This is a genomic window from Limnoglobus roseus (assembly GCF_008254045.1).
Lineage (GTDB): Bacteria > Planctomycetota > Planctomycetia > Gemmatales > Gemmataceae > Limnoglobus > Limnoglobus roseus.
Map to the genome: position 1 here is coordinate 3637635 of NZ_CP042425.1, position 22644 is coordinate 3660278.

Below are 22644 nucleotides of genomic sequence, written 5' to 3' on the forward strand. Positions count from 1 at the left end.
GCTAACGGCTACCGCCGCTCCGCGGCGGAAACCACGTCATTCTTTCAGGATGCCGTACTTCCGCAGTTGAACCTTCACGTCGTCCGTCCACGGGTACACGATCGGCTGGTCGAGGTCGGCCCCTTCGAACCCCGGCGACCGCGGTAGGCCGGCGATCTTGTACCCGGCCGGCGTTTTAATCAGCGGCAACAGGTACTCGCCGGCCGCGATGCGGCGGGTATCGTTCACCGGCAACGGCGTGAAGGCCGTGTCGAGTTTGCTCACCGCGATCGGCCCGACCACGGCCTCGCCGGCCGGGGCGCGGAGGACTTTCGTCACCGTCACCGTCGGCTGGGCGTCGCCGGCGTCGTTGGTTGTAACGGTGGCGACGACGAGGTGCGTGGCGGCCGTCAGTTGGGCCGTCGAGACGAGTTGCACCGTGCCCTTGTTCCAGACCGTGACGGCCAGCCAGGACAGCCAGGCGACGAAGGCCAACGCGGCGAGGGCGAGCTTGACGCGGGCGAAGGTCATCGGTCAATCTTCCGGGCGGGGTAGGCGGCGGTCGTGAGTTGGAACCCGTCGGCCAGGGCCGCGTGCAGGTCGAACACGTCGCGGAAGTCGTTCGGGTCGTCGCGGTCGGACTTGCTCAGTTGCTCGATTTTGATGAGGTTGAACACCAACTCGCCGAAGTCGTCGGTCGTGTGAACGCCCCAGAGCTTGAAGACGACCGGGGCCATCATGCCGAACTGCTGCACGGCCAGGTCGCACGCCCCGCGGAGCAACTCTTGGCCGCAGACGTGGTTGGTGTCCGACTGTTCCCGCTGGTGTTCCGCCGGCGCGCGGCCGAGCCGCTCCTGGGTGTACGTGACCGTTTCGCAGACGAACTCGTAGGCCTCGTACATGTACCGCGGGTCTTCTTGAATCAGGTTCCACAACTTCGGGTTCACCGTAAGCTCCTCAGCGCGGGCGGTCATCGCCCCGACTCGCATCCGTTCTACAATCGCGTCAACACGTCGGCCGCCGCCACCGGCAACCGCCGCCCGTCCTCGAACTCGATCAACAGCCGTCGCGCCAGAATTTCCTGGGCCAACACCCGGCCCTGGCCCTTGTTCGTGACGACCCGCGCCCCGACCGGCGGCAGTTCCTTCGTGAACTCCTCGTACACGTCCTGCTCGTACCGGAGGCAGCACTTCAATCGGCCGCAGCGTCCCGAAATCTTATTGGGATCGAGCGTCGCCTTCTGAAGTTTCGCCATCCGCATGCTCACCGGCGGCATGACCGCGAGGAACGTGTTGCAGCACACCGGCCGGCCGCAGTCGCCGTAGTCGGCGAGCAACTTCGCCTCGTCACGGACGCCGATCTGCCGCAGTTCGATGCGGGCACGGAACTCGCGGGCCATGCTCTTCACGAGTTCGCGGAAGTCGATCCGGCTCTCGGAGATGAAGTACATGATGAGCCGTTCGCCGCCGAAGAGGTGTTCGACGTCCACGACCTGCATCGCCAGTCGGTGTTCGCGGATCAGTTCGGCGCACTTCGCGTACTGAGTCTCGCGGGCGGCTTGCATCTCGGCGATCTTTTGCCGGTCGGCGACCGTGGCCACGCGAACGATGGTGCCGTTCATCGGGTCCGGCAGCGCGGCGAGCGCCTGCGGCGATGACGGGCACAGCACGTCGCCGACTTCGTGGCCGCGCTCGGTCGTGACGATGACTTTCTCCAGCCGCGGGATCGGCGGCAGCCCCGGCGCGATGAATTCGCCGAGGAAGCGCATCGCCCCGTGGCGGACGATGTAAGCGGGTGCGTCGGATCGCGGGGGGGGCATGAGGGGTTCCTTACTGCTTCTCGATTTCGCCACGCGGGACCAGCATTACACGTGCAATTCGACCACGTCCTGGTCTTTCAGCACGTGATCGCGGCCGACCGTCTGGCCGTCGAACTGGGCACTGCCCCAGACGCGGGCCGACTTCAGATTCTCTTCGAAGTCGTTGTGAACGTACCCGGCGAACTCCGACACGCTCGACCCGACGGGGCACGTGAACGGGGCCGACTTGTCGACCGGCTTGCCGGGCTGCTTCGTGTAAATGCGGATGACGCCGAGCGCGTCGTAGATCGCCTGTCGCAACTCCGGTAACCCGTCGCCGCGCTCGGCGGAAATCACGAGCGCCGGGAAGCGCGAGCCGAAGGTCTCCTTCGCGATCTCCAGGCGGATGTCGGCGGCCTCGTCGTCGCCCTTGTTCATGACGAGCAGCGTCTTCAGTTGGTACGTCGTCGGGTCGTCGTCGGTGGCCTTCTCGGGCACGAGGACGCGGCGGGCTTGTTTCAGCCGGGCGATCGTGGCCTCGGTGTTCGCGGGGCCGTCGTCGTCAGCAAGGTCGAGAAACAGCACGGCCGCGTCGGCGGATCGCGTGAAGTCGGTAATGAATGGCTCGTAGGCGTCGGCGGTGATCGGCGGTAGGTCGATGAGTTGCACGCGAACGTCGCCCACGTCCATGATGCCGGGGACGGGTTCGCGGGTGGTGAACGGGTACGGCGCGACCGTCGGCGAAGCCTTCGTGAGCTTCGAGATTAGTAGCGACTTCCCGGCGTTCGGCGGGCCGAGGAAGACGACGGTGCCGGCCCCCTGTTTCGGAATCTTGAACGTGCCGGGGGCGGCCTTCTTCGGCCCGGACTTTTCCTGCTCGATCTGGTCGGTCAGTTCGCTGATCTTCGTCTTGAGTTGGGCCTGCACCTTCTCGCTGGCCTTGTGCTTCGGCAGCAGCACCCACATCTCGCGGAGGGCGGCGAGCTTTTCCTCGGCGTTCTTGCCCTTCTGATACCGAGCTTCCGCGTCGTGGTAGTGCGGCGGGAGGTTGACGGCCATGAGTCGATGTCCTGATAAATTCGCCACCCGGTCGGCGGGATGGCGATTTTATACGGAACGCCGAGTCATTGCGTCGCCCGGATCGTGACCCACTGCCGGGAGAAGAAGCACTCGTCTCGGTGGAAATGGTCCCAGAAGAGTTGGCACTGGTCCGGCGTAACGCGGTGGCCGTGTTCGTACCACCAGTACCGAAAGTCGATCGACAGAAAATCAGCCGCCGGGTTGGGCGGCGGCAAAGGTGGGAGGTCGCACAGTTCTAGCAAGGCGTTGACGTCCGAACGGGCCGTGTCGTCTCCCCACATGTCTTCAAAGCACCGACTGTACCAGGCCACGGGGAATTCGCGACGGTGCTCCACTTCACGCATCGCACACCACGCGCGGGCGGATTCCTCGTCCGGGAAAAGACGCACCGGGAACGTGCCGTCGGCAACGAGGTCGGGCCGTCCTCCCAGGGGCTGTGTGAAGGCCGTGCGGGACACCAGGCAGGCTTTGTCGCCGACGTTCGGCTCGCAAGGCACCTCGTGGACTTCGAACAGAGGAACCTCGCCGACGTGGTAATAATTCTCGTCGGTGTAGATCGCGACCTGCGGGTGGGCCGATGGCAACGGCGGCTGGGCATAAAACTCGCGATCGGGAAACGTCCGCTCGTTCATCTCGAACGGGGTTACCTGCCACGGGCAGGCGACGAGTTCTTGCGTGCGGCAGAGGGCGTCGGCTTCGGCTCGACCACGGGTCCGGTGGACCGCCACGAGCGTCCCGCCTTCCATGTCGGTCGTGCCCCAACTCGGGCGACTGTAGTCCCACCGCAATTGGAGGACCGCGTAGACGCACGGCGTTTCCGGTTCTTCCGTCACCGCGTAGAACCGCATCTTCGTCAAGTGGTTCCAGACCGTGGTTCGCTGTTCGAGGCTCCAATTCGGTCGCGATTCGACCCACCACACGTCCCACGCTCGCCCGCTGCCGGTGCCGAGAGTGGGCGGACGAATACCGTGCGAGGTAAGGGCTTCGACGAGGGCTTCTTCCGAGAGGCGCGTCGCGTTCCACGGGTTGCGCAGGCGGCCGGCGAAGGGTGTCTCGTCGTGCCCGTTGCCGGACGCCATCCGGGCGAACGGGTTGATGACCGCGCGGGCTTGACTCTCATGCCAGAGTGCGAGGCGGTTCGCACTTCCGGCGTCCTGAAACGTGGCCACGCGAACTGATCCCGGCCGGCGGCCGTAGCCGCCCAGCACCCGCTGCCAGTTCTGTCGCTCGACCACGAAAACACTCACGGGGTCGCCCGTCACGCCGTGGTGAGATCGACGACATTCGCGATCGGCGCGTTCTTCTTGACCGACGCGATGCCGTTCTCCATCGACGCCGTGGAGGAGTACATTTCGCTCCGCCCCAGGGCTTGCCCGTTCGCGGCCTTGAGGACGAAGTAGGGCGAGCCGTCCTTCGCGGCCTTCCGCTCGAACCTCGCGTCGTCGGGGGCGTTGGCCTTCACCGACTCGATCCCGCCCTCGGCACCAGCTTTCGCCGTGTACTGTTCGCTGCTGAGTATGATCTCGCCGTTACCGGCCTTGAGGCTGAAGTGGAACTGGCCGTTCGCGGCCGTCTTGAGCTCGAACTTCGCTGCCATGACGTTCTCCGGGGCTGAGAAGGGAAAGCGATCCAACCGTCGGGTCGGCCCCGTCGTTATCCCACATCGCGGGCCGCGGTGCAACTCGTCACGCCGCCGTCGGGGTGATGTTACCGCCCCATGCCGCCTCCCATCCCGCCCATGCCACCGCCGCCCATTCCGCCACCGCCCATGCCCCGGCCGCCACCGTGGCGGCCACCGCCGCCCTTGCGACCACCACCCTTGCCGCCCCCGCCACCGCCGGACCCCTTGTCTTCCGGGTCGATGCTCTTGCGGGCGTCGCCGCACTCGCTCTGCGTGCCGAAGACGAAGTAGTCCATCTGTTCGGTCGTCTTCACCCAGCGGAGTTGGACCGCGTCGGCCGGCCCGCCGGTGGGCAGGGCAGTCCCGTCGGGGCGAACGGCTCGCACGTCTTGCGGCGTCACGGCGTGAATGATCGACGGGCCGACGATCTGTGCCGTGCCGTCCGCGCTCACGGCTACCGGGAAGAGTCGCGGTCGGGAATGACCGTCGTCTGCCGTGACTTTGAATTCCACCTTGATGAGCCCGCGGAAGCCGGTCGGGATCATCAACTCGACCGCCGGCTGCGGTGCGGCGTACAGTTCGATCTCGACGGCCTGCGCTTGCGCGACGGCCCCGGCTGCGGGGGGCGAGTCCTTCAGGGCGTAAACCGGCCGGGCTTCGGTGAGGTAGCCCTTGGCCGACACGTCGAGGTAGCCGTCATCGTCCTGCGACGGGTTCGTCAGTTGGGCGACGCCGCCGGCCGTCGTCACTTGTTTCGCGATGGGCGTGCCCTTCAGTTTCGAGAGATCGACCGTCGCTCCGACGATCGGCTCTTTCGTTTCCGCGTCGCGGACGTGCACGGTCATCGGTGGTTGTTTCGGCGTCGAATGACAGCCCGTGGTCGAGAGGACGACCAGGAAGAAAACGGCATGTACCCGCGCCATCACGCTTCTCGCGAAGGGACCATCGGCAGTGGGGCGGGTCGCGGCCTTATGCCCGGAAGATCCCGGCGTGTCAAACACAATCCGTCCGCGGTGAAGTTCAGAGAAGAAGGGTGCCCGTGAAGTCGCCGCCGGCACGGATGAGGCCCGCGGCGTTGCGGCCGATGGGGTTGTGAGCAAGTGACAGCAATTCCAGTCCCCGAAGGCCGCCGCACGCGATCAGCCGTCGGACGCCGGCGGCGGTGATGCCGTTGTTGGACAGGTCGAGTTCACGCAAACCCTCCAGCCCGTCGCCGGTCAGGAGGGCCACCGCACCGGCGTCGCCGAGGTGGTTGGCGGCGAGGTCCAGCTTCGCGACGGCGGCCAGGTTAGCCGACTCGCCGAGGGCTTTCGCACCGCGGGGGCCGATGCGGTTGGCCCGCAGGTTCAGTTCCCGCAGGTGGAAAAGGTTGCCGGCCGACGCAAGGGCCTCTGCGCCGGTGTCTTCCAGGTCGTTGAAGCCGAGGTCTAGCACGCGGGCCGCCCGGAACGATTCCGCATCCGCCAGCGCAAACGCCCCGGCAGGGCTAATGCCGTTGAAACTGAGGTCGAGGTCGGTCAGGGTGTTAAGCCGGTCGGCCGCGAAGAACGCGGACGCTCCGCCGGGCCCGATCCCGTTGCCGGCGAGCGACAGTTTTTTCAGCAAGCAGACGATGGCCGTGCGGGGCAGTTTCTCGGCCAGCGACGGGCCGAGGCGGTTGTGCGACAGGTCGAGTTCCACCATGTCCGCGAACGCCGGTTCTTCCAACAACCGATCGACGGCCGCCGGGTCGAGGTTGTTGTCGGCGACGTTCAACCCGCGGAGTCGGCCGCGCCAGGGGGCGTGGAGGAGTTCACGAACGCCGTCGGCCGCCAGGGAATTCGTCGCGAGGTTCAGGTGCGTCAGGCGGTGCAGGTGCGGCGAGGCGGCGAGTTCGCGCACTCCGGCGGCTTCGAGGTGGTTGCCGCGCAGGTCCAGCGATTCGATGCGGCCGAGGTGCGGGCAGGCGGCGAGTTCGTTCAGGAACGGGGCGACGGCGACCAGCCTCAACTCGCGGAGGGGCGTGAGTCGGACGAGGTGCGAGCCGAGGCTGATGAAACTGCGGCCGGCCAGCGACATCCCCTCGGCGAAGCCGCGGCGGTAAACGAGGTCGCGGGCCGACCACGGGGCGAATGCTTCGTCGAGGGAAGCCGTCCGGGTGACGTTGCCGAGAACTTCGGCGCGAATGCGGTCACTCCCGACGAAGCCGGCGTACCGCAGGCGTGGCTCGTCGGCCTCTACGTCAGCGAGAATGGCGTCGAGGAGTTCTCGCTCCTCCCCGGAAACGTCTGGCAACTCGACCGCCGGCAGGTTGGCGAAGTCGCACGCGCGGGGGGCACGGTACGACGGTGCCCAGGCCATCTTGCGGAGGTCGTCCGGGGTGGCACGGCCGGGCAATCGGCGGGCGAACGGGTTGGCGGCGCGGGGAGTGGACATGTATGTTGATCGAGCGTACCGCGAACCGTCCCTCGGCGTCAATCGGACCTGCACCATGACCGCGCTGTTCGACAAGATTCAAGAGGCCGCCGCGTTCGTTCGCTCGAAGTGGGCCGGGTCGCCGAAAGTCGGCATCATCCTCGGCACCGGCCTCGGCAAACTCGTCGAAGACATTCAGGCGGAAGCGGTGCTGCCCTACGCCGACGTCCCGCACTTCCCGCGCTCGACGGCCCCGTCGCACAAGGGGCAACTCGTCTGCGGGCAACTCGGCGGCAAGGCCGTGATGGCGATGGAAGGCCGGTTCCACTTCTACGAAGGCTACCGCCTCCAAGACATCACCTTCCCGGTTCGAGTGATGAAGGCGCTCGGGTGCGAGGTGCTGATCGCCTCCAACGCCTGCGGTGGCATGAACCCGCAGTACGACAAGGGCGACCTCATGCTGATCGAGGACCACATCAACCTCCTCGGCGACAACCCGCTCATCGGGCCGAACGACGAGCGGCTCGGCGACCGCTTCCCGGACATGTGCAACGCCTACGACCGCGAGTTGCTGAAACTCGGCCGCAAGGTCGCGATGGAGGAACAGATTCCCTGCCAGCAAGGGGTGTACGTCGCCGTGAGCGGGCCGAATCTGGAGACGAAGGCCGAATACCGCTTCCTGCGAACGATCGGGGCGGACGTCGTCGGCATGTCCACGGTGCCGGAGGTGATCGTCGGCGTCCACGCGAAGATGCGGTGCATGGGCATCTCCGTCGTCACCGACATGTGCCTGCCGGACGCCCTCCAGCCGGTGAGCCTGCCCGAGATTATTCACGTTGCGAACGAAGCGGAGAAGAAATTGCGCGTCTTGGTGCGCCGCGTCGTGGCGGAACTCTGAACGCCTGACGCAATTCCGGCCACGAAGGGAAACATCGTTTCTCGCGGGCACGAAATACCGACACTGCTTCGATGATTTTGGAAGTAGTCTGCATCGACCCATTGACGGGTCGCCTTGCTTGCTCAGGTTCGCTCATGCCGAAGCCATCGTCTCACCGTCCTCGTCCGACTCGCGGATCGCAGTCGGGATTTGATTGGTCCAGCCGCGTTCTGCTGTTCGCCGCCGCGTATTACCTCACCGCCCAGATCGGCCTGCTGATCCCGTCGATCTCGATGGTGTCTCTCTTCTGGCCGCCGGTCGGCATCTCGGTCGCCTTGCTGTTCCGCTACGGCCTCCGCCACTGGCCCGGCGTTCTCCTCGGCGCGTTCGCCACGAACTACAACGTCGGCGGCCCCGTCCCGTCGCTCGGCTTCGCGATCGGGACGACGCTGGCGTGCGCGGTCATGGTGCGGCTCTACCAGCGATACCACCTGAACCCGGCGTTCGAGTCGGTGCGGGACTTGGTCGTCCTCGTGGCGGGGGCGGTGGTCGGCACGTGCCTGAGTGCGGCTTGCGGTGCGGCGTGGTCGGCGGCCAACCGCCTTTTCCCCTGGGCGGACGCGGGGCACGCCTTCGTCGTCTGGTGGCTCGGCGACGCCGGCGGCGTGATCCTCGGCGCCCCGATCGTGATGGCCTGGTCGTACGCGAAGATGGCCCGGCTACGGCGGCACGGCCACCTGCGGGGAATTCTCGGTTCGTTCGGCTTCAACGTGCTGGTTTGCGTTGTGCTGTACGGCGGCGTCATCCCCGAGGGGATGTGGTCGATCCCGGCCTCGTTCCTGCCGTTCCTGTTCATCGCCTGGGCGGCCACGTCGTATCGCGCCTGGACAGCGATGGCCCACGTCCTCGTCCTCGCCACCTTCGTGATCTGGGCGATCTACCGCGCGCAGGGGCCGTGCATCTACGTCGCCGACCCGTCGCTCCGCCTCTACTCGTCGTGGGCGTACCTCGTCACGGCGGCCCTGATCGCCATCGGCCTGTCGGGGTTGTTGGCGGAACGCGACCGGGTGGAGCACAAACTCAAAACCGGTGAAGCGACGTACCGGGCGCTCGTCCACGATAACCCGGCCCTCATCTGCCGATTCAACACCGACGGCATCCTGCTGTTCGCGAACGAAACCTTCCGCCACACCTTCACACTGCCCGCTATCGGGGAGTCGGCCAAGCTCACCCGCTCGGACGCGCGAAAGCCGTTGATCGAGCACAACTATTTTCAGATCGTCGGTCTCGCCCAAGACCTGTACACCCTCGCCCAACTCCGCGACATCAAGCAGACCGACAAGCCGGTCCTCTTCGAGAGCAAGGCGGTGGCGGCCGACAACCAGGTTCACTGGTTCCGCTGGACGGCCCGGGCGGTGGACATGGCCAGCAGTGTCGTCTCGGAGTACCACGCCGTGGGGCTGGACGTGACCGACCAGAAGCTGGCGGAAGCGCGGCAAAAGACGCTGGAAGCCCAGGCGGTACAAACGCAGCAGTACGAGGCCATCGGCGTCCTGGCCGGCGGCATCGCCCACGAGTTCAACAACATCCTCACCGGCATCGTCGGCAACACCGACCTCGCGCTGATGCTCGTGCCGTCGGCGCACACCGCCCGGACGATGCTGACCGACGTGATGGCCGGGGCGCAGCGGGCGGCGGAACTCACGAAGCAACTCAGCCTTTTCGCCGGCCGGACGACCAACCACCCGGGGCCGGTGAACGTGTCCGACCTCGTCCGCTCGGCCGAGGGGTTCATGGGCGTGGTCGTGCCGCGGCGGTGCCCGCTGAAGTTCGAACTCGCGCCCGAGGGGGCGATCGCGTTCGCGGACGAGGCGAAACTGCGGCAGATGCTCATGACGCTGGTGACGAACGCGGCCGAGGCGATGGCGGACGAGGAAAAACGGGGCGAGATTGTGCTGCGGACGGCGGTCTTCTCGATCGGCGAATCCTCACCCGCCCGCCAGTGGGTCAACGGCGACGCCCTGTCGGCCGGCGAGTACGTTCAACTCGAAGTGTCCGACACCGGCAGCGGCATGACGACCAGCACTCTGACGCGGATCTTTGAGCCGTTCTTCACAACGAAGTTCCCCGGCCGCGGCCTCGGCATGGCGGCCGTGTTGGGCATCGTGCAGGACCACCGCGGGGCGATTCAGGTGCAGAGTCAGAAGGGCCGCGGAACTACGGTTCGCGTCCTGTTACCGACGGCCCATGCGACCGTGGACCGCCAGACGCCCGCCCCCATCCCGCGTTCTGGCCGCCGGAACGTGCGACTGTCCGAGGTGCTCGGAATGCCGCAGCCGCGGCCGGTGTGACGGATTCCGGCTGGTTTAATACCTGGAACTCAGAGCGGGAGTGACGGGGTGGCAGCGATCCACCCCGTCACTCCCACTCTGAGTTCCAAAGTGAACCACGATCACTCTAAGCTTACTTGTTCCCCATCGGCCCGCGGGTCGCCTTCTCCGGCATCGGCATCGGGTTCTCGCGGCCTTCCAGGCGGGCGAGCTTGATTTGTAAATCTAACAACGCCGTCTGCAGGTCCTTCATCGACTTCTCGATCTCCTTGTGCTGGCTGTCGCGGGTCGCCTTCCGTTCCTGGTCCGACGCGAGGTTCTTGTCCACGTCCTGCCGCAGTTTCGCGTAGTCGTCGCGGTAGTTCTTCGCCTCGGTGGCCAGGTTCGTCAGCTTCTCCTTCATCACGTCGAGGGCCGTCAGATCCTTCTTCGCCGCGTCGAGATCGGTGCCGTTCCGGGTCAACTTTTCCTTGATGCCGTCGACTTCCGCCCGGAAAGTACGGAGCGAGGCGTTCTGTTCGTTGTTCTGGCCCTGGATCGCCTGCACGCGCTCCCAGTTCGAGTTCATCCGTGTGCCGAACTCGTCCTTCTTCAGAAGCTCGGCCCGTTCTTCCGTGAGCTTGCTGACGGTGGACCGCAACTCGGCGATGCTATTGTTGAGCGTGTTGTAGAGCGTCACGCCGATCAGCGCCACGATGCTCAGAATCGTCCCGCCGAAGACCCGCCAGAACATGCTGATGCCACCGTTCTCGTCCGCGGACTTTGTCTTGACAGGTTCGGTCGATGCCGTGTCGTGAGGCCGGAGGGCCGTGGCCATTGTCGGCGTACTGTCGCTCGACCCGAAAATGTCAGTGTCGTCCGTGTGATTGGTGCGTCGCAGGCTCACGGCAGGTTCCCTCCTCGCGGTGGCAGTTTGGTAATGCTGAGAGAGTGATCGAAACGGTATAACTTGCGCCCCGGTCGGTGCAAGACAGTTTGTTTCGATCCGTCACGGCGTTTGGGCGGATGACTCACCCGCAGAATCAGAAAAATCCCCTCAAGTTACCACCTCAGTCCGGCCGATAAGGCCGTGGGGGATCGTCGCGTGCGGCCCGGCGGGGGGCCGGCCGCACGCGACGTGGAAAATGGGGTGGGGAATGTCTGACACCCGGCAACTGCTGGCTCGAATCTCGTCCTTTCGTGCGAAGTTGGAAGGCGTGCCGCGCCTCCTACCCGCCGAGGCCGACCGGCCACAGCAACTCGCGCAGTCCCTCCAACAATTGGCCGACACGGTTCCGCAGACGGTCGCCGAGGCCGAACCGCCGAGGCTCACGGCGCGGGCGTTCCGCCTGCTGACCGAAGCCCGCGAACTGATCGACCACCAGAAGAAGTTGACCGGCGACGCGCTGCTCGTGAACCCGGCCGAAACCGACCCGTTGGCGAAGTTCCACCGTGGCACGGTCGGCCTGACCGACTCGGCCCTGAAGCTGGCGCAACTCTTCCCCGCGGCGGCGGAAGCCCAACTGCGCATGTGCGACGGGTTCGAACACCTTTTGCAGGTGATCCGCCACCGCCTGAGCGTGCTGGAGCACTCGCTGGCCGTGCGGCGGGCCGACGCCGCCCGCGTCGATCAACTCTCGAAGTGGCTGACCGCGATGCACCTCGGCAACGCGGTGCGGGCCGAAGGGTTCCTGAACCTGGCGGAAGTCATCCTCGACGAAGCCCGGCAGGGCGGTCACATGCGGTTCCTGTCGGTCGACCCGCTGACCGACGGCGTGGCGAAGTTCGTCGCCGCTCACGCGATCAACGTCGCGCAGGTTCTCGCCCGGCTCGTGCCGCACGACTTCGAGTGGGCGATGAAGCCGACGATGCCGGTCGCGGCGGCGCTGATGATGGACGTGGGGATGCTCGACCTCTCCGCCGACCTTCTGACGAAGGCCGCACCGCTGACCGACGGCGAGAAGCGAATGATCGAATCCCACGCCCGGCGTTCCGCGGACATCCTCCGCGCGGTACTGCCGGAAGCGGGGACGATGGCCGACCTCGTCGTGGCCCACCACGAGCGGATCGACGGCACCGGCTACCCGAACGGCTTCCGCGCCGACACGATCCCGTCGCTGGCCCGCCTGCTGGCGGTGGCCGACGTGTACGCCGCCCTGCGGGTCGACCGCCCGCACCGTGTGGCGCTCGAGCCGCGGGCCGCCATGACCGAAGTGATGCTGATGGCCGAGGAGGGGAAGTTGGACCGCGACTTCACCGAGTACATGCTGCACCTGTCGTTCCACCCGATCGGCACGGTCATCGAACTGACCGACGGCCGCATCGGGATCGTGGTGTCCACGCACAACAGCCGGACGAACCTGCGGGCCTCCATGCGGCCGGTCGTGGCCCTGCTGACGAACACGATGGGCGACGTTCTCCCGCGGCCGGAGTTCCTGGACCTCGCCGCCACGGAGGTCGGCAGCATCGTGCGGGCCTTGCCCGCCGCCGAGCGCCGCGAGAAGCTGGGCGAGTGGTACCCCGATTTGTGCTCGTGATCGAAATGCCAGCCGGGCGGCGGCGAATACCCTGACTGTCGTTCTGCCCCCGGCGTTGGGCTTCTCCCGTGGATGACACCAAAGGCCCGAGCTACCTTGCGTCCACCCGCCACCCGTGGGCGTGCTTCCTCTTTCTGCTACCTCTCTTCGCCGTCTACGAGTTCGGCATCCTCTGGGTCGGCGGGCCGAACCCCGATAGCATCCGCAACGGGGCCGACCTCTGGCTGCGGTGGTTCCTCGAAAACTACGGCTTCGGCCAACTCTGGGTCGCGCCGCTCCTCGTCCTCGGCCTGTTCTTCATCCGCTCGGTCGTTCGCCGGAAGGACCGCCCGCGGCAATCCGCCTCCGTGGCTTTCGGAATGCTCATCGAGAGCATCCTCTTCGCGTTCGTGCTCTGGGGCATCAGCCGCAACTTCCGCCTGATCCTGGAAACGACCGGCCTGCCGTTGAACCAGATTCAGTTCAAGACGGTGGCGGCGGCGCAGTTCATCACGTTCGTCGGGGCCGGGATTTACGAAGAAGTGCTGTTCCGCCTCGGTCTTTTCTCGCTGTGCGTCTTCCTGTTGCGAGCCGTGCTATTCCCTGGCGTGGTTGCGGTGCCGGTGGCGGCCGTGGGTGCGGCCGTGCTGTTTGCCGCAGCCCACCACGTCTACGGCCAACCGATTTCGACGCCGGTGTTCCTGTTCCGCGCGATGGCCGGGTTGTTCTTCACGATCCTCTACGTCTTCCGCGGCTTCGGCATCGCCGTCGGCGCCCACGCGGGGTACGACATTCTCGTTGGCGTGGCGGTGAACCCGGCCTGAAGTGGTTGTCGAGAAATCGGCGAGCGGGGGGCCTAAGCCCCCTGATTCTGGTGGGAGTACCACCGCAGAATCAGGGGCTTACGCCCCCGCTCGCCTTAAATCACTTCTTCGCCCGCAGTTCCTTTTCAACCGCGGCGGTGATCTTCTTCACGTCGTCGTCGGTGGGCGGCTTGTCCAACTTCCACGTTTCGATCGCCTTCATCTCACGGTAGAAGACGACCGTCACGGCGGCTTTTTCGTCGATGTTCCAGGCCGTCACCGCGTCGGACTTGCCGGGGGCGAGGGCGAGCGGCACGATGAACCGATACTCCAGCGGTTCCGCCACCCCGCGGTCTTTCGCTTGCTTCTGCAACTCGTCGTTGCGAGCCTTCGCCTGCGCCTTGAGCACGGCGTCGAACGCCTTCGTGTCCTTCGTCGCCTCGTCGCGGGTCTCGGCCTCCGGGTACTCCTTGCCCAGCGTCAGGAAGATGATGAAACTGCTCAAACGAGCGGCCCGGAATTCCCGGTCGTTGGCCAGTTCGTTCACGCTAGCGGCCAACTTCACGAGTTCCGGCGTGGGCGTGCCGTTGGCCGTCGGCGGGACGCGCGAGAAGATCGCCACCACCGGGTTCAGGGCGTTGTCGGTGACGAGGTCGTGCATCTTGCTGGCACGGTTCCGCGGGTCGTCCTCGCCGATGTCCTCGCCCGGAGTTTCTCCGGGCTTCGCGGCGGCTTGATCTTTGGCGGTCGGCTTCTTGTACCGGCGGTCCGTGACCACGAACGCGCGGAACGGGCTGGGGATGAGGGCGGGGGCGTCAGCCTTCGGTTCGGGCTTCGGCTCTTGCGCGACGGCCAACGACAGCGACCCGACCGCGAGGGTCATCAGCCCGAAGGTTCGGACGAAGCGGCGGCGGAACATCGGCATTCTCCCTCGCGAAGCGGCACGGCGTCTCCCGTCTAGCGTGACCGGCGCGGGGCGGTTCGTCAAGTCGCAGTCGGCCGGTTCCCCGCCGGCACGGTCGGAACGGGCGGCACACTCGCGCCAGCCGGTTCGCTCGTTTTCCCTTGCCTTCCCCCGGTCGGCCGCGATAACAATGAGTCATCCGTCCGCCTCGCGCCCCGCACTCGCCCGGAGTGGCTCCCCCGATGGCCTTTCAGACCCGCTGCCCCGAATGCCAGGCCAAGCTCACGCTGGAAGACACTCCGGACGCGGACGAGAGTATCGAGTGCCCGAAGTGCGGCAATCAGTTCATGGCCAAGCCGCTGAAGAAGAAAAAAGCCGACGACGGCGGCGACAAGGGCGATGAGAAGGGCGGCGAAAAGCCGGCCAAGAAGGGCGACAAGAAGAAGGACAAGGGCGAGAAAGGCGGCAAGACCGCCGAGGCCGGGCCGAAGAAGCGGAAGACCAAGAAGAAGAAGAGCAACAAGGTCATCATGATCTTGATGGCCGCCGGTGGCCTGGGCATCCTCACCTGCGTCGCGCTCATCGGCTACCTCGTACTCGGGAAGGTGAGCAAGGTCGATGAGGCCCTCTCGCACGTCCCCGGCGATTTCAACCACATTCGCGGGATGAACGTCGGCCTGATCGCCCGCTACCCCGGCTATCTGACCGAACTCACCCCGCAGTTCAACGTGGTCGTGAAAGACGTGGCCACCGAACTCGCGGCCGCCGCCCCGCCGCAGGCCGTGCCGGGCATCGACGACGCGGCGATCGCGTTCACCGACTACGCCATCCACGCCAAGCGGAAGGTGAACGGCGGCGTGAACGGGCAGGTCGTCGTCATCCGCACCCGGGAGAAGATTAACTTCGCCGAGGTCGGGCCGAAACTCGGGGCAGCGGCCAACATCGATGGCGTCCCGTGCTTCCGCTCGTCCGCCCGCGGCCTGATGAACAACGCGATGATCTTCTCGCCGAACAACCGGCTCATCGTGGTGGTCCTGGCGACCGGGCAACAGGACGCCGTGCTCCGCACGAGCATGGGCGGCCCGAAGGCGAAGGACACGACCCGGGCGGGCAAGCTGACCGACGCCGGCAAGAAGATTTCGTCCGGCCACCTCTGGACGATGGTCGTCACCGAGGGCGACCTCGCGGGGTACGCCAAGGCGATCGGCGACAGTATCAAGAAAGACTTCCCGAAGGTCGCGGGGGCGTTGCAGGGGACGAAGGTCTACGGCACATGGATGATGTTCGGCACGGCCGTCCGCGTCGGGGTCGGTTGTGACGCCGACACGAGGGACACCGCGTCCGAGATCGCCACGAGTTTGAAGGAAGGCCCGCTCGGCAAGGGGGACGATTCCGAGATGCCGAACGAGTCGAAGAAGGTGGTTTCGAACCACAGTTCCAAGGAGTTCAAGGCCGAACTGATGGCGAACATCAAGTATAGCTACACCGGCACGTGCGTGTACGCCGAGAGCAAGGTGAACTTCGAGAAGGCGAAGCCCATCCTCAGCATGTTCAATCGACCCGACATGGCCGATGCCGCTCCCGGGAAGTGACGCCGGTTGGCCGCCCGCGGTGGCCGACGGTCCGCTCGCGGTCCTCGTCAGTGGCGGCCTCGACAGCGCCGTCCTGCTGGCCGAGGCGGTGCGGGTGTACCCGGCCGTCCACCCGATCTTCGTCCGCGTCGGCTCGGTCTGGGAAGCCGCGGAATTCTTCCACCTCACGCGGTTCCTGGCGGCCATCGCCTCGCCGACCCTCTGCCCGTGCGTGGAGTTGGTGCAGCCGGTCGGCGACCTGTACGGCCGGCACTGGAGTTTGACGGGCCACGGCACACCAGGGAAGGAATCGCCGGACGAGGACGTTTATCTGCCGGGGCGGAACGTCCTGTTGCTCGCGAAGCCGCTGCTGTGGTGCCACTTGAACGGCGTACCGGAATTGGCGACTGCCCCGCTCACGGGGAATCCCTTTCCCGACGCGACGGCCGACTTCTACACGGGCTTCGCCCGCCTCGTCAGTCAAGCCGTGACGGGCCGGGTGCGCGTCCTGCGGCCCTACGCGGCCCTGCAATTGTCGAAGGCCGACGTGCTGCGGCGGGGAAGGGGGATGCCCCTGGCGCACACCTTTTCGTGCATCCGACCCGTCGGCACGCGGCACTGTGGAACGTGCAACAAGTGTGGCGAGCGCCAGGCCGGTTTCGCCGCCGCCAGCGTGCCCGATCCGACCGACTACGTTGACTGAAGGGTGAAAGACCGGGCCTTCTGCCTATTCCCACATGCGGCGAGTGGAGGGTTTACGGGTGCAGTGGAGCGGTCGCCGGTCCCTGATCGCATGCACGGGACTCGCCCTGATGGTCAGCGTGGCCTACGCCGTCGGTCGCGCACGCGCCGAGATTTTCATCGGCCTCGGGTCGTTCGCGGCCGTGGTCCTATCGGTGGCCGCGGCGTTCCGACCCTGGCCCACCGAGCGGGTGGCCGGGACTATCGTTCTGGGGTGGGTCGTTCTGGCCACGCTGACCGAGCAGTTCGCGTGGGCGGCCGGCACCCACGGGGTACTCGTTGCGGGTGCTTGGTTGATCCTTCCAGTTGTCGGCGGTGTGGTTTTGCCGGCGCGGGGATACTGGTGGTCGGGGTTGGGGTGTTGGGCGGCTGCGTTCGCAGGCATTGCCGCGACCACTTACAGTGTCCACTCCATCTACTCGGGAGCCGGGTTGGTTTTTGTTTGGCGGTCCTGACCGTCCCAGCGCCGATCCAGGCGCTGCACCGAATCAGGGCCCCGTGTGGCGATTCTGAGATTTGTAGCTCCCAAATGCGGCCCGGATCGGTGAGTGTGGACATTTACCGTGTCACCCTTCATCCGCTCCCATGAGGAAACCAATGTTCCGCGTGACGAAGGAAATCTGGTTCTGTTACGGCCACCGCCTGTTGAACTACAACGGCAAGTGCGCCCACCTCCACGGCCACAACGGCAAGGCCGTCATCACGCTGGAAGCGGCGGCCCTCGACCCGCTCGGCATGGTCGTGGACTTCACGCAGGTGAAGCAACTCGTCGGCCGGTGGATCGACGACCACCTCGACCACAAGATGCTTTTGCACAAGGACGACCCAGTGATCCCCGACCTGCGGCGACTTGGCGAACAGTTCGTGACGCTGGACGTGAACCCGACGGCGGAGAACATCGCGAAGCTCATCTACGACCACGCGGTCCAGCAGCGGTTGCCGGTGGTCGAGGTGACACTGTGGGAGACGGAAACGTCGTTCGCGACGTACCGGGGGTAGTCAACTTCGGCCGAAGTATGCGTTGATCTCCCGCGATCCTTGCGGGGCGACGCGGTCGGCCGGCACGGTCGGGTCGGCGAGGCCGAAGGCAATGCCCAACAGCCCGCGGCCGGGCCGCGCCCCGGTATGCGTGAACGTGCCCACCCCCCAGTGGTCGCCGAGGGCCGCGACGTCGAATTCGTCGAAGGTCTGCTTCGCCGGGCGGTATCGCAACTCCCCGTGTACCTTGACCTCGTACCCGCGGGACGCCGTCGCCAGGTTCGCGTCGGTCGCCAGCACCGCCTCGCCGTCGAGCCGTAAGGACACGCTATCGGGAGTGGCGGCCGTCACCGTGAGCGTCAACGCGGACGACCGGACTTGGTCTTTGTCCCAGGCGTCCGGTTCGCCGCGGGTGTTGTCCACGAGATGGAAGCGGAGTACGCGGTCGGCGACCGCCGCAGGGAGCGGGTAGGAGTAGCCGACCCGCGGCTCGGCCGGGGCCATCTGCCCGACTTCGTCGGCCGTTAGCCAAAGGAAGTCGCGGGCCGCCCGGTCGCCGCCACTGGCCTCACACGTCCCCTTCGCGTACCGGGTTCCGACCCTGTCCAGGATGCGGGCGTGGACGCGGACGATCATTCCGCCCGGTGGCGGCGACCGACCGTAGGTCGGGTCGACCGGGCCGTGCGGGCCGACCGTCATCGCCCCCGGTTGCCGCCGCTCGGCGGGCAGCGCCTTCCACTTCTTTAGACCCTGGACAATTTCGCTCCGCGTCACGTTCGCGTCGAACCCCGCGTTGCCGAACGACAGCAGTTGGCCGTCGGGCGTGAAGACGTAGATGCCCTGGTGCGTCTCCGCGTCCGGGCCACGCCGCCCTTGCGCGACGATCTTTTTGAAGAACTGCCCCTCCGCGTCGGTGCGGCGGCGCTGGTACCAATCGTCGGCGCAAACGGGCACGAGTTCCGTCTTCGCGAGGTGAATAATCTCGGCGTCGCTGAAGGCGGACACACGGCCCACCACGACGTTGTTTCAGCCACATCCCAACGGGTGGCCGTCCATCTCCCACAACAGGATCGGCTTGCCGTCGCTTGCCGCTTGCTGACGGGCTTCCCAGAGGGACGTGTGCCACGGGATGTCGGCGAACACGTCTTCCCCGCGGGCCGGCCGCACGGCGGCAAGTACGGCGAGGAACTCCCGCTCCGACATCACCGGGGGCGGCGAGACGGCGATCGGGACTTGGGGGGGCGGGGTGGTCTTCCACCAGACGTAAGCTCCCCCCGCCGACGCCGCGGCCGCGGCCGCGAAACCCCCGAACAGGAAATACCGTCGCCGCATCGAATCGCCTCCGGGTTCGATCGTCCATCTTACCGTGCGGCCGGTGCCCGATCAACGCCCCACCTAGGCCGTCCGACCGTCTGCAAGTAGAGTAGACGCAGACGATTCCTTCCCACCCCTGGAGTTTCCGCTCATGCAAGGCAAGCCGGACGTGATCGACGGCCTCAACCGCGCCCTCACCATCGAGTTGACCGCGATCAACCAGTACTTCATTCAGGCCCGGATGTGCAAGAACTGGGGGTTCCTCAAACTCGGGGCCAAGCACTACCAAGAGTCCATCGGCGAGATGAAGCACGCCGACAAGATCATCGAGCGGATTCTGTTCCTCGACGGCGTGCCGGAGATCGCGCGGTACGACGTGATCCGCGTCGGGTCGAACGTGAAGGAGCAATTCGAGTACGACTTGAAGCTCGAGACGAGCGGCGTGGAGGCTTACAACGAACTCGTCAACCTGTGCATCCAGATCAAGGACAACGGCACGCACAAGCTGGCGCTCGAAATCTTGCACGACTCCGAGGAGCACGTCGACTGGCTGGAAACGCAGTTGAACATCATCAACACGATCAGCCTGGAACGCTACTTGGCCCAGCACTTGTTCGAGGGCGAGGAGGAAGGCGAGTAAACCGTTAAGTACTGCTGAAGTTGCTTGTGGCAGCACGTGCAGCCGTCACCCGCACCGGTGGCGGCTTTCAGTTCGCAGATCGTCGTCAGGCCGATGGTGCGGATAGCGGTCACGACTTCGTGCTCCGTCACCCGCAGGCACCGGCACGCGAGCCGGTCGCCACAGCTACCGACCGACGGGCACGACTGGCACTCGCCGGCGCACGCAGCTTCCGATTCAACTGCGACCACAGCTTCGAGAGAGGTCATAGCGAAAGGCTCAAAGGCAGGCGTACTGAGATTCCATCTCAACAAAGATTCTACACAGTGGCACTGCCCCCTGTCAACTCATCCCTGCGGAAATTCCGACGACAACTCTTGTGACCCTCGCCGGAGTCGTGAGGGGGCAAGCGACCCTTCTGTTGGGTCAATTGCGTTCTTGAAGACCCATCGCCCGTCGCGAGAATTCGGCAGATTGTTGACAAGTGGATGCGGGTACTTTAGCATATTCACACAAGGTTCTTAATTTTGAGGCGAGAATGCCAAACTCGCGCTTCTGCCCTCACTGCCGGCGCGCGGTCCCGGAACACACGCCCAACGGCGTTTGCCCGTCGTGCGGTTCCGTGATCGGACCGGGCGAAGATACGGACAGGGCGGAGGAAACCCCGCTGGCCGGCGAGGCGGATTTCCGCTTGGGGCCGGCCGACCCCAACGCGACCGCCACGCTCGCCGCACGGACCCTCCGCCAGGAAACTTCGGTCGCGCCGCGAACCTTAACGCCCCCCGACATCCCGAACCACACCCACCTGGAGTTCCTCGGCCGGGGTGGCATGGGCGTTGTGTTCCGCGCGATCCAGCGGCCGACCGACCGTGAGGTGGCGGTGAAGGTGATGCTGAGTTTCACGGCCGACTCGCCGTCGCACGCGCGGTTCCTCAACGAAATCCGCGCCCTCGCGAAGTTGAAGCACAACGGCATCGTGCCGATCTACGAGGCCGGCGAGTGCGACCTCGGGCCGTACTTCACGATGGAGTTCGTCGACGGCCGCACGGCCGCACAGCACCTTCGCGCCGGCACGATCGGGCCGACGGAGGCGGCGCGGATCGTCGCCGACGCGGCCGAGGGCGTTCACGCGGCCCACCTACAGGGGATCATCCACCGCGACATCAAGCCGTCGAACATCCTGCTCGACCGCGAGGGGCGGGTGAAGGTCACGGACTTCGGCCTGGCCAAGCACGTCGGCGGGGCCGACATGACCGAGCAGGGCGTCGTCGTCGGCACGCCGAGCTACATGTCGCCGGAACAGGCCGACGCGGACCCGGACAAGGTGACGAAATTGGCGGACGTGTACTGCCTGGGCAGTACCCTCTTTCACCTGGCCACCGGCCACGCCCCCCACCGCCAACAGACGCCGATGGCCACGCTGATGCAAAAGGCCCAGGATCCCACGCCGCCGCCGCGGAAGTTCTGCCCGACGCTGTGCCCGATCCTGGAAGCGATCATCGTGAAGAGCATGGCCCGAGCCCCCGGCGACCGCTACGAAACGGCCGCGGTTTTGGCCGACGACCTCCGCCGGTGGGGCCGCGGCGAACCGACCCTGGCCCGGCCACTGACCCGCGGGCAGAAGGTCTGCCGCTACTTGCGGCGGCACCGGGTGGCCCTGACCGTCTTGCTGCTCCTCCCCTTCCTAGCGTCCGGCGTGGCGATCGCGAAGCGGGAGGCCGACCCGAAACGGCAACTCGCCCGGGCCTTGCTGCGGGGCGAAAAGGTCGTGCTCGTGGACGGCAAGGGGCTGCGCGTGCCCGCGAGTTGGGACGCCAACGAGGGCAAATTGACCAACGACATCCTCGGCGACGGCACGGTCGGGTTCGAAACGCAACTCGAATCCTTGCTGCGGCTCGTGGACGACCCGATGACGGACAATTACCGGATCGAGGCCGAACTGCGGCACTGCTCGATCGCCGGGGCCGGGGATTCGTTCGTCGGTCTGTACTTCGGCCTGGACGAGACCACGGCCGGCGACGGCACGCCGGTCACCCGCTTGTTCACGATTCGGTATTCCGACTTCTGGAAGTCGAATGAAATCAATTCCCCTTTGGTCGCCGCCGCCCACCGCCTGCAAGTCAAGGACGTGTGGTTGCTCCGCGAAGGGGGGTGGTACGAATGGTACACGTCGTACCCGTCCGCCGGCGATCCCCGGGCGTTGGCCTTTCAGCCGAAAAGCGACTCCGTTTACCGAAACGTCTGGCGAAAGTTGGCCCTCGACGTAAGCCCCGGCGGGGTTCGGGTCACCTGGAAGCTGGACGAACAAAGCCCGCCGCAAGTCATGGACCTGCCCGTCTCGGTCCTCGACCAAGCCCTCTTGGACCCGAACATGCGGCGGAAGACCGCCGGCGGAGTCGACATCCGGCCGCGGCCGTGGTCGCCGCGGCGGCCCATCGGCGTGCTCGCCCATGCCGCCGCGGTAACGATTCGTAACGTCGAACTCACACCCGCCCCGATGAATTGAACCGGTCGAATGCCCCCCAACCGAGGTTTTCATGAGTGACGAGGCCAATAAGGACGATCCCAAGGCCAAGGAATCGTACCCAAAACTGCAGACGGTTTCTGGACCACTGAACGTCGATATCCCGGTCGAAAACGATCCCGTCTCCACGACCTTCCCCACCAGCGGAACGTACGGTAGCAAAACAACGAACGGGTTCACCGTTAATGTGGCCGCGTCGGCAGCCTCCGGGGGATCCGGTGGCGGCGGCAGTGGCGCGGTGACGAATGGGAACTGGGGGTTCAATATCGCCATCCCCACGCCGCTGGGAACGAATCCTTACACGCTGACGTACAGCGTGACGACGTCCGCCAGTCCGCCAACTCCCGCCCCCGGTAATGAGACGGTGCATGTGAACGTCTCAATGACATCACCTCCTCCTCCGCCACCACCTCCTCCTCCGCCACCGCCGCCACCACCGCCTCCGCCACCGCCCCCGCCACCCCCGCCACCACCGCCCCCGCCTCCACCACCACCGCCCCCGCCTCCACCACCGCCGCATCATCATCCGTAAACCATCGGGTGAGCCGACTGTTGTTCGCCCCGTGGTTCGGACCGCGGGCACTCGGGGCCGACTGCTTCACCGCGGTCGGCCCCG

At 66.0% G+C, this 22644-nt stretch carries 23 protein-coding genes and 1 pseudogene; 11 read left to right on the top strand and 13 right to left on the bottom strand.

Features of this window, described 5'->3' with window-relative positions:
- Positions 1 to 36 precede the first annotated feature (36 nt).
- The 8 genes from PX52LOC_RS15280 to PX52LOC_RS15315 form a co-directional block, all read right to left on the bottom strand.
- Positions 37 to 510, bottom strand: a complete 474-nt coding sequence (locus PX52LOC_RS15280; RefSeq protein ID WP_149110928.1) for a hypothetical protein — start codon at positions 508 to 510, stop codon at positions 37 to 39.
- On the bottom strand, positions 507 to 953 hold the full coding sequence (locus tag PX52LOC_RS15285; RefSeq protein WP_168219008.1) for a Minf_1886 family protein: 447 nt from the start codon (positions 951 to 953) through the stop codon (positions 507 to 509). Before PX52LOC_RS15285 ends, PX52LOC_RS15280 begins: the two co-directional genes overlap by 4 nt.
- A 20-nt stretch (positions 954 to 973) precedes the next feature.
- The gene (locus PX52LOC_RS15290; RefSeq protein ID WP_246173733.1) at positions 974 to 1798 is read right to left on the bottom strand and encodes a PSP1 domain-containing protein; all 825 of its coding nucleotides are present in this window, start codon (positions 1796 to 1798) and stop codon (positions 974 to 976) included.
- A gap of 45 nt (positions 1799 to 1843) precedes the next feature.
- Entirely contained in the window at positions 1844 to 2836 is a 993-nt protein-coding gene (locus PX52LOC_RS15295) for a GTPase (protein ID WP_149110930.1), read from the bottom strand.
- Positions 2837 to 2901: 65 nt separating this feature from the next.
- Positions 2902 to 4092, bottom strand: a complete 1191-nt coding sequence (locus PX52LOC_RS15300; RefSeq protein WP_149110931.1) for a hypothetical protein — start codon at positions 4090 to 4092, stop codon at positions 2902 to 2904.
- Between the two features lie 23 nt (positions 4093 to 4115).
- Positions 4116 to 4454: a YegP family protein gene (locus PX52LOC_RS15305; RefSeq protein ID WP_149110932.1), complete on the bottom strand. Its 339-nt coding sequence runs from the start codon at positions 4452 to 4454 to the stop codon at positions 4116 to 4118.
- Between the two features lie 110 nt (positions 4455 to 4564).
- Positions 4565 to 5401 (bottom strand): hypothetical protein, encoded by an 837-nt coding sequence (locus PX52LOC_RS41630; protein WP_178132550.1) that lies wholly within the window; start codon positions 5399 to 5401, stop codon positions 4565 to 4567.
- A gap of 97 nt (positions 5402 to 5498) precedes the next feature.
- Positions 5499 to 6893 (bottom strand): leucine-rich repeat domain-containing protein, encoded by a 1395-nt coding sequence (locus PX52LOC_RS15315; protein WP_168219009.1) that lies wholly within the window; start codon positions 6891 to 6893, stop codon positions 5499 to 5501.
- A gap of 55 nt (positions 6894 to 6948) precedes the next feature.
- Here PX52LOC_RS15315 and PX52LOC_RS15320 point away from each other — a divergent pair, with 55 nt between their 5' ends.
- Together PX52LOC_RS15320 and PX52LOC_RS15325 are read left to right on the top strand one after the other, a co-directional pair.
- A complete protein-coding gene (locus tag PX52LOC_RS15320) occupies positions 6949 to 7770 on the top strand; it encodes a purine-nucleoside phosphorylase (RefSeq protein WP_149110934.1) in 822 nt (273 codons plus the stop codon).
- 134 nt (positions 7771 to 7904) lie between these two features.
- Positions 7905 to 10100 carry an MASE1 domain-containing protein gene (locus PX52LOC_RS15325; protein WP_168219010.1) on the top strand — a complete coding sequence of 732 codons (2196 nt, stop codon included), beginning with the start codon at positions 7905 to 7907 and terminating at the stop codon, positions 10098 to 10100.
- 112 nt (positions 10101 to 10212) lie between these two features.
- Here the strand turns inward: PX52LOC_RS15325 and PX52LOC_RS15330 are convergent, their stop codons facing one another.
- The gene (locus tag PX52LOC_RS15330) at positions 10213 to 10965 is read right to left on the bottom strand and encodes a hypothetical protein (RefSeq protein WP_149110936.1); all 753 of its coding nucleotides are present in this window, start codon (positions 10963 to 10965) and stop codon (positions 10213 to 10215) included.
- Positions 10966 to 11215: 250 nt separating this feature from the next.
- On the opposite strand from PX52LOC_RS15330, the gene PX52LOC_RS15335 reads away from it, so the two are divergent.
- Both PX52LOC_RS15335 and PX52LOC_RS15340 read left to right on the top strand, forming a co-directional pair.
- Positions 11216 to 12595, top strand: coding sequence for an HD-GYP domain-containing protein (locus PX52LOC_RS15335; RefSeq protein ID WP_168219011.1), 1380 nt, complete (start codon positions 11216 to 11218; stop codon positions 12593 to 12595).
- A 68-nt stretch (positions 12596 to 12663) separates the two neighbouring features.
- Entirely contained in the window at positions 12664 to 13398 is a 735-nt protein-coding gene (locus PX52LOC_RS15340) for a CPBP family glutamic-type intramembrane protease (protein ID WP_149110938.1), read from the top strand.
- 100 nt (positions 13399 to 13498) lie between these two features.
- On the opposite strand, the gene PX52LOC_RS15345 is transcribed toward PX52LOC_RS15340, so the two are convergent.
- Positions 13499 to 14296, bottom strand: a complete 798-nt coding sequence (locus PX52LOC_RS15345) for a hypothetical protein (protein ID WP_149110939.1) — start codon at positions 14294 to 14296, stop codon at positions 13499 to 13501.
- Between the two features lie 227 nt (positions 14297 to 14523).
- On the opposite strand from PX52LOC_RS15345, the gene PX52LOC_RS15350 reads away from it, so the two are divergent.
- From PX52LOC_RS15350 to PX52LOC_RS15365, 4 genes are all read left to right on the top strand, one after another.
- Entirely contained in the window at positions 14524 to 15873 is a 1350-nt protein-coding gene (locus PX52LOC_RS15350) for a zinc ribbon domain-containing protein (RefSeq protein ID WP_149110940.1), read from the top strand.
- Entirely contained in the window at positions 15854 to 16555 is a 702-nt protein-coding gene (locus tag PX52LOC_RS15355; RefSeq protein ID WP_149110941.1) for a 7-cyano-7-deazaguanine synthase, read from the top strand. Before PX52LOC_RS15350 ends, PX52LOC_RS15355 begins: the two co-directional genes overlap by 20 nt.
- Positions 16556 to 16613: 58 nt before the next feature.
- Positions 16614 to 17048 (top strand): hypothetical protein, encoded by a 435-nt coding sequence (locus tag PX52LOC_RS15360; protein WP_149110942.1) that lies wholly within the window; start codon positions 16614 to 16616, stop codon positions 17046 to 17048.
- A 142-nt stretch (positions 17049 to 17190) separates the two neighbouring features.
- Positions 17191 to 17592 carry a 6-pyruvoyl trahydropterin synthase family protein gene (locus tag PX52LOC_RS15365; RefSeq protein WP_149110943.1) on the top strand — a complete coding sequence of 134 codons (402 nt, stop codon included), beginning with the start codon at positions 17191 to 17193 and terminating at the stop codon, positions 17590 to 17592.
- On the opposite strand, the gene PX52LOC_RS15370 is transcribed toward PX52LOC_RS15365, so the two are convergent.
- Positions 17593 to 18576 carry a hypothetical protein gene (locus PX52LOC_RS15370; protein WP_149110944.1) on the bottom strand — a complete coding sequence of 328 codons (984 nt, stop codon included), beginning with the start codon at positions 18574 to 18576 and terminating at the stop codon, positions 17593 to 17595.
- 21 nt (positions 18577 to 18597) lie between these two features.
- A complete protein-coding gene (locus PX52LOC_RS15375; RefSeq protein WP_149110945.1) occupies positions 18598 to 18903 on the bottom strand; it encodes a hypothetical protein in 306 nt (101 codons plus the stop codon).
- A 133-nt stretch (positions 18904 to 19036) separates the two neighbouring features.
- Here PX52LOC_RS15375 and bfr point away from each other — a divergent pair, with 133 nt between their 5' ends.
- Positions 19037 to 19525, top strand: coding sequence for a bacterioferritin (gene bfr / locus PX52LOC_RS15380; RefSeq protein WP_149110946.1), 489 nt, complete (start codon positions 19037 to 19039; stop codon positions 19523 to 19525).
- Here bfr and PX52LOC_RS15385 read toward each other — a convergent pair.
- Positions 19480 to 19773, bottom strand: a complete 294-nt coding sequence (locus PX52LOC_RS15385) for a (2Fe-2S)-binding protein (protein ID WP_149110947.1) — start codon at positions 19771 to 19773, stop codon at positions 19480 to 19482. The two genes, bfr and PX52LOC_RS15385, sit on opposite strands and share 46 nt — an antisense overlap.
- 269 nt (positions 19774 to 20042) lie before the next feature.
- Here PX52LOC_RS15385 and PX52LOC_RS15390 point away from each other — a divergent pair, with 269 nt between their 5' ends.
- Both PX52LOC_RS15390 and PX52LOC_RS43865 read left to right on the top strand, forming a co-directional pair.
- On the top strand, positions 20043 to 22010 hold the full coding sequence (locus PX52LOC_RS15390) for a serine/threonine-protein kinase (RefSeq protein ID WP_149110948.1): 1968 nt from the start codon (positions 20043 to 20045) through the stop codon (positions 22008 to 22010).
- A 337-nt stretch (positions 22011 to 22347) separates the two neighbouring features.
- Positions 22348 to 22545, top strand: a pseudogene (locus PX52LOC_RS43865) (hypothetical protein); the annotation flags it as partial.
- Between the last annotated feature and the right edge of the window lie 99 nt (positions 22546 to 22644).

Bases quoted from the DNA above. Each gene is read 5' to 3' on its own strand.
- bfr (WP_149110946.1), top strand. From the start codon at position 19,037: ATGCAAGGCAAGCCGGACGTGATCGACGGCCTCAACCGCGCCCTCACC.
- PX52LOC_RS41630 (WP_178132550.1), bottom strand. From the start codon at position 5,401: ATGGCGCGGGTACATGCCGTTTTCTTCCTGGTCGTCCTCTCGACCACG.
- PX52LOC_RS15280 (WP_149110928.1), bottom strand. From the start codon at position 510: ATGACCTTCGCCCGCGTCAAGCTCGCCCTCGCCGCGTTGGCCTTCGTC.
- PX52LOC_RS15305 (WP_149110932.1), bottom strand. From the start codon at position 4,454: ATGGCAGCGAAGTTCGAGCTCAAGACGGCCGCGAACGGCCAGTTCCAC.
- PX52LOC_RS15390 (WP_149110948.1), top strand. From the start codon at position 20,043: ATGCCAAACTCGCGCTTCTGCCCTCACTGCCGGCGCGCGGTCCCGGAA.
- PX52LOC_RS15375 (WP_149110945.1), bottom strand. From the start codon at position 18,903: ATGCGGCGACGGTATTTCCTGTTCGGGGGTTTCGCGGCCGCGGCCGCG.
- PX52LOC_RS15325 (WP_168219010.1), top strand. From the start codon at position 7,905: ATGCCGAAGCCATCGTCTCACCGTCCTCGTCCGACTCGCGGATCGCAG.
- PX52LOC_RS15285 (WP_168219008.1), bottom strand. From the start codon at position 953: ATGACCGCCCGCGCTGAGGAGCTTACGGTGAACCCGAAGTTGTGGAAC.
- PX52LOC_RS15295 (WP_149110930.1), bottom strand. From the start codon at position 2,836: ATGGCCGTCAACCTCCCGCCGCACTACCACGACGCGGAAGCTCGGTAT.
- PX52LOC_RS15385 (WP_149110947.1), bottom strand. From the start codon at position 19,773: ATGACCTCTCTCGAAGCTGTGGTCGCAGTTGAATCGGAAGCTGCGTGC.
- PX52LOC_RS15290 (WP_246173733.1), bottom strand. From the start codon at position 1,798: ATGCCCCCCCCGCGATCCGACGCACCCGCTTACATCGTCCGCCACGGG.
- PX52LOC_RS15355 (WP_149110941.1), top strand. From the start codon at position 15,854: ATGCCGCTCCCGGGAAGTGACGCCGGTTGGCCGCCCGCGGTGGCCGAC.
- PX52LOC_RS15315 (WP_168219009.1), bottom strand. From the start codon at position 6,893: ATGTCCACTCCCCGCGCCGCCAACCCGTTCGCCCGCCGATTGCCCGGC.
- PX52LOC_RS15350 (WP_149110940.1), top strand. From the start codon at position 14,524: ATGGCCTTTCAGACCCGCTGCCCCGAATGCCAGGCCAAGCTCACGCTG.
- PX52LOC_RS15345 (WP_149110939.1), bottom strand. From the start codon at position 14,296: ATGTTCCGCCGCCGCTTCGTCCGAACCTTCGGGCTGATGACCCTCGCG.
- PX52LOC_RS15365 (WP_149110943.1), top strand. From the start codon at position 17,191: ATGTTCCGCGTGACGAAGGAAATCTGGTTCTGTTACGGCCACCGCCTG.
- PX52LOC_RS15335 (WP_168219011.1), top strand. From the start codon at position 11,216: ATGTCTGACACCCGGCAACTGCTGGCTCGAATCTCGTCCTTTCGTGCG.
- PX52LOC_RS15320 (WP_149110934.1), top strand. From the start codon at position 6,949: ATGACCGCGCTGTTCGACAAGATTCAAGAGGCCGCCGCGTTCGTTCGC.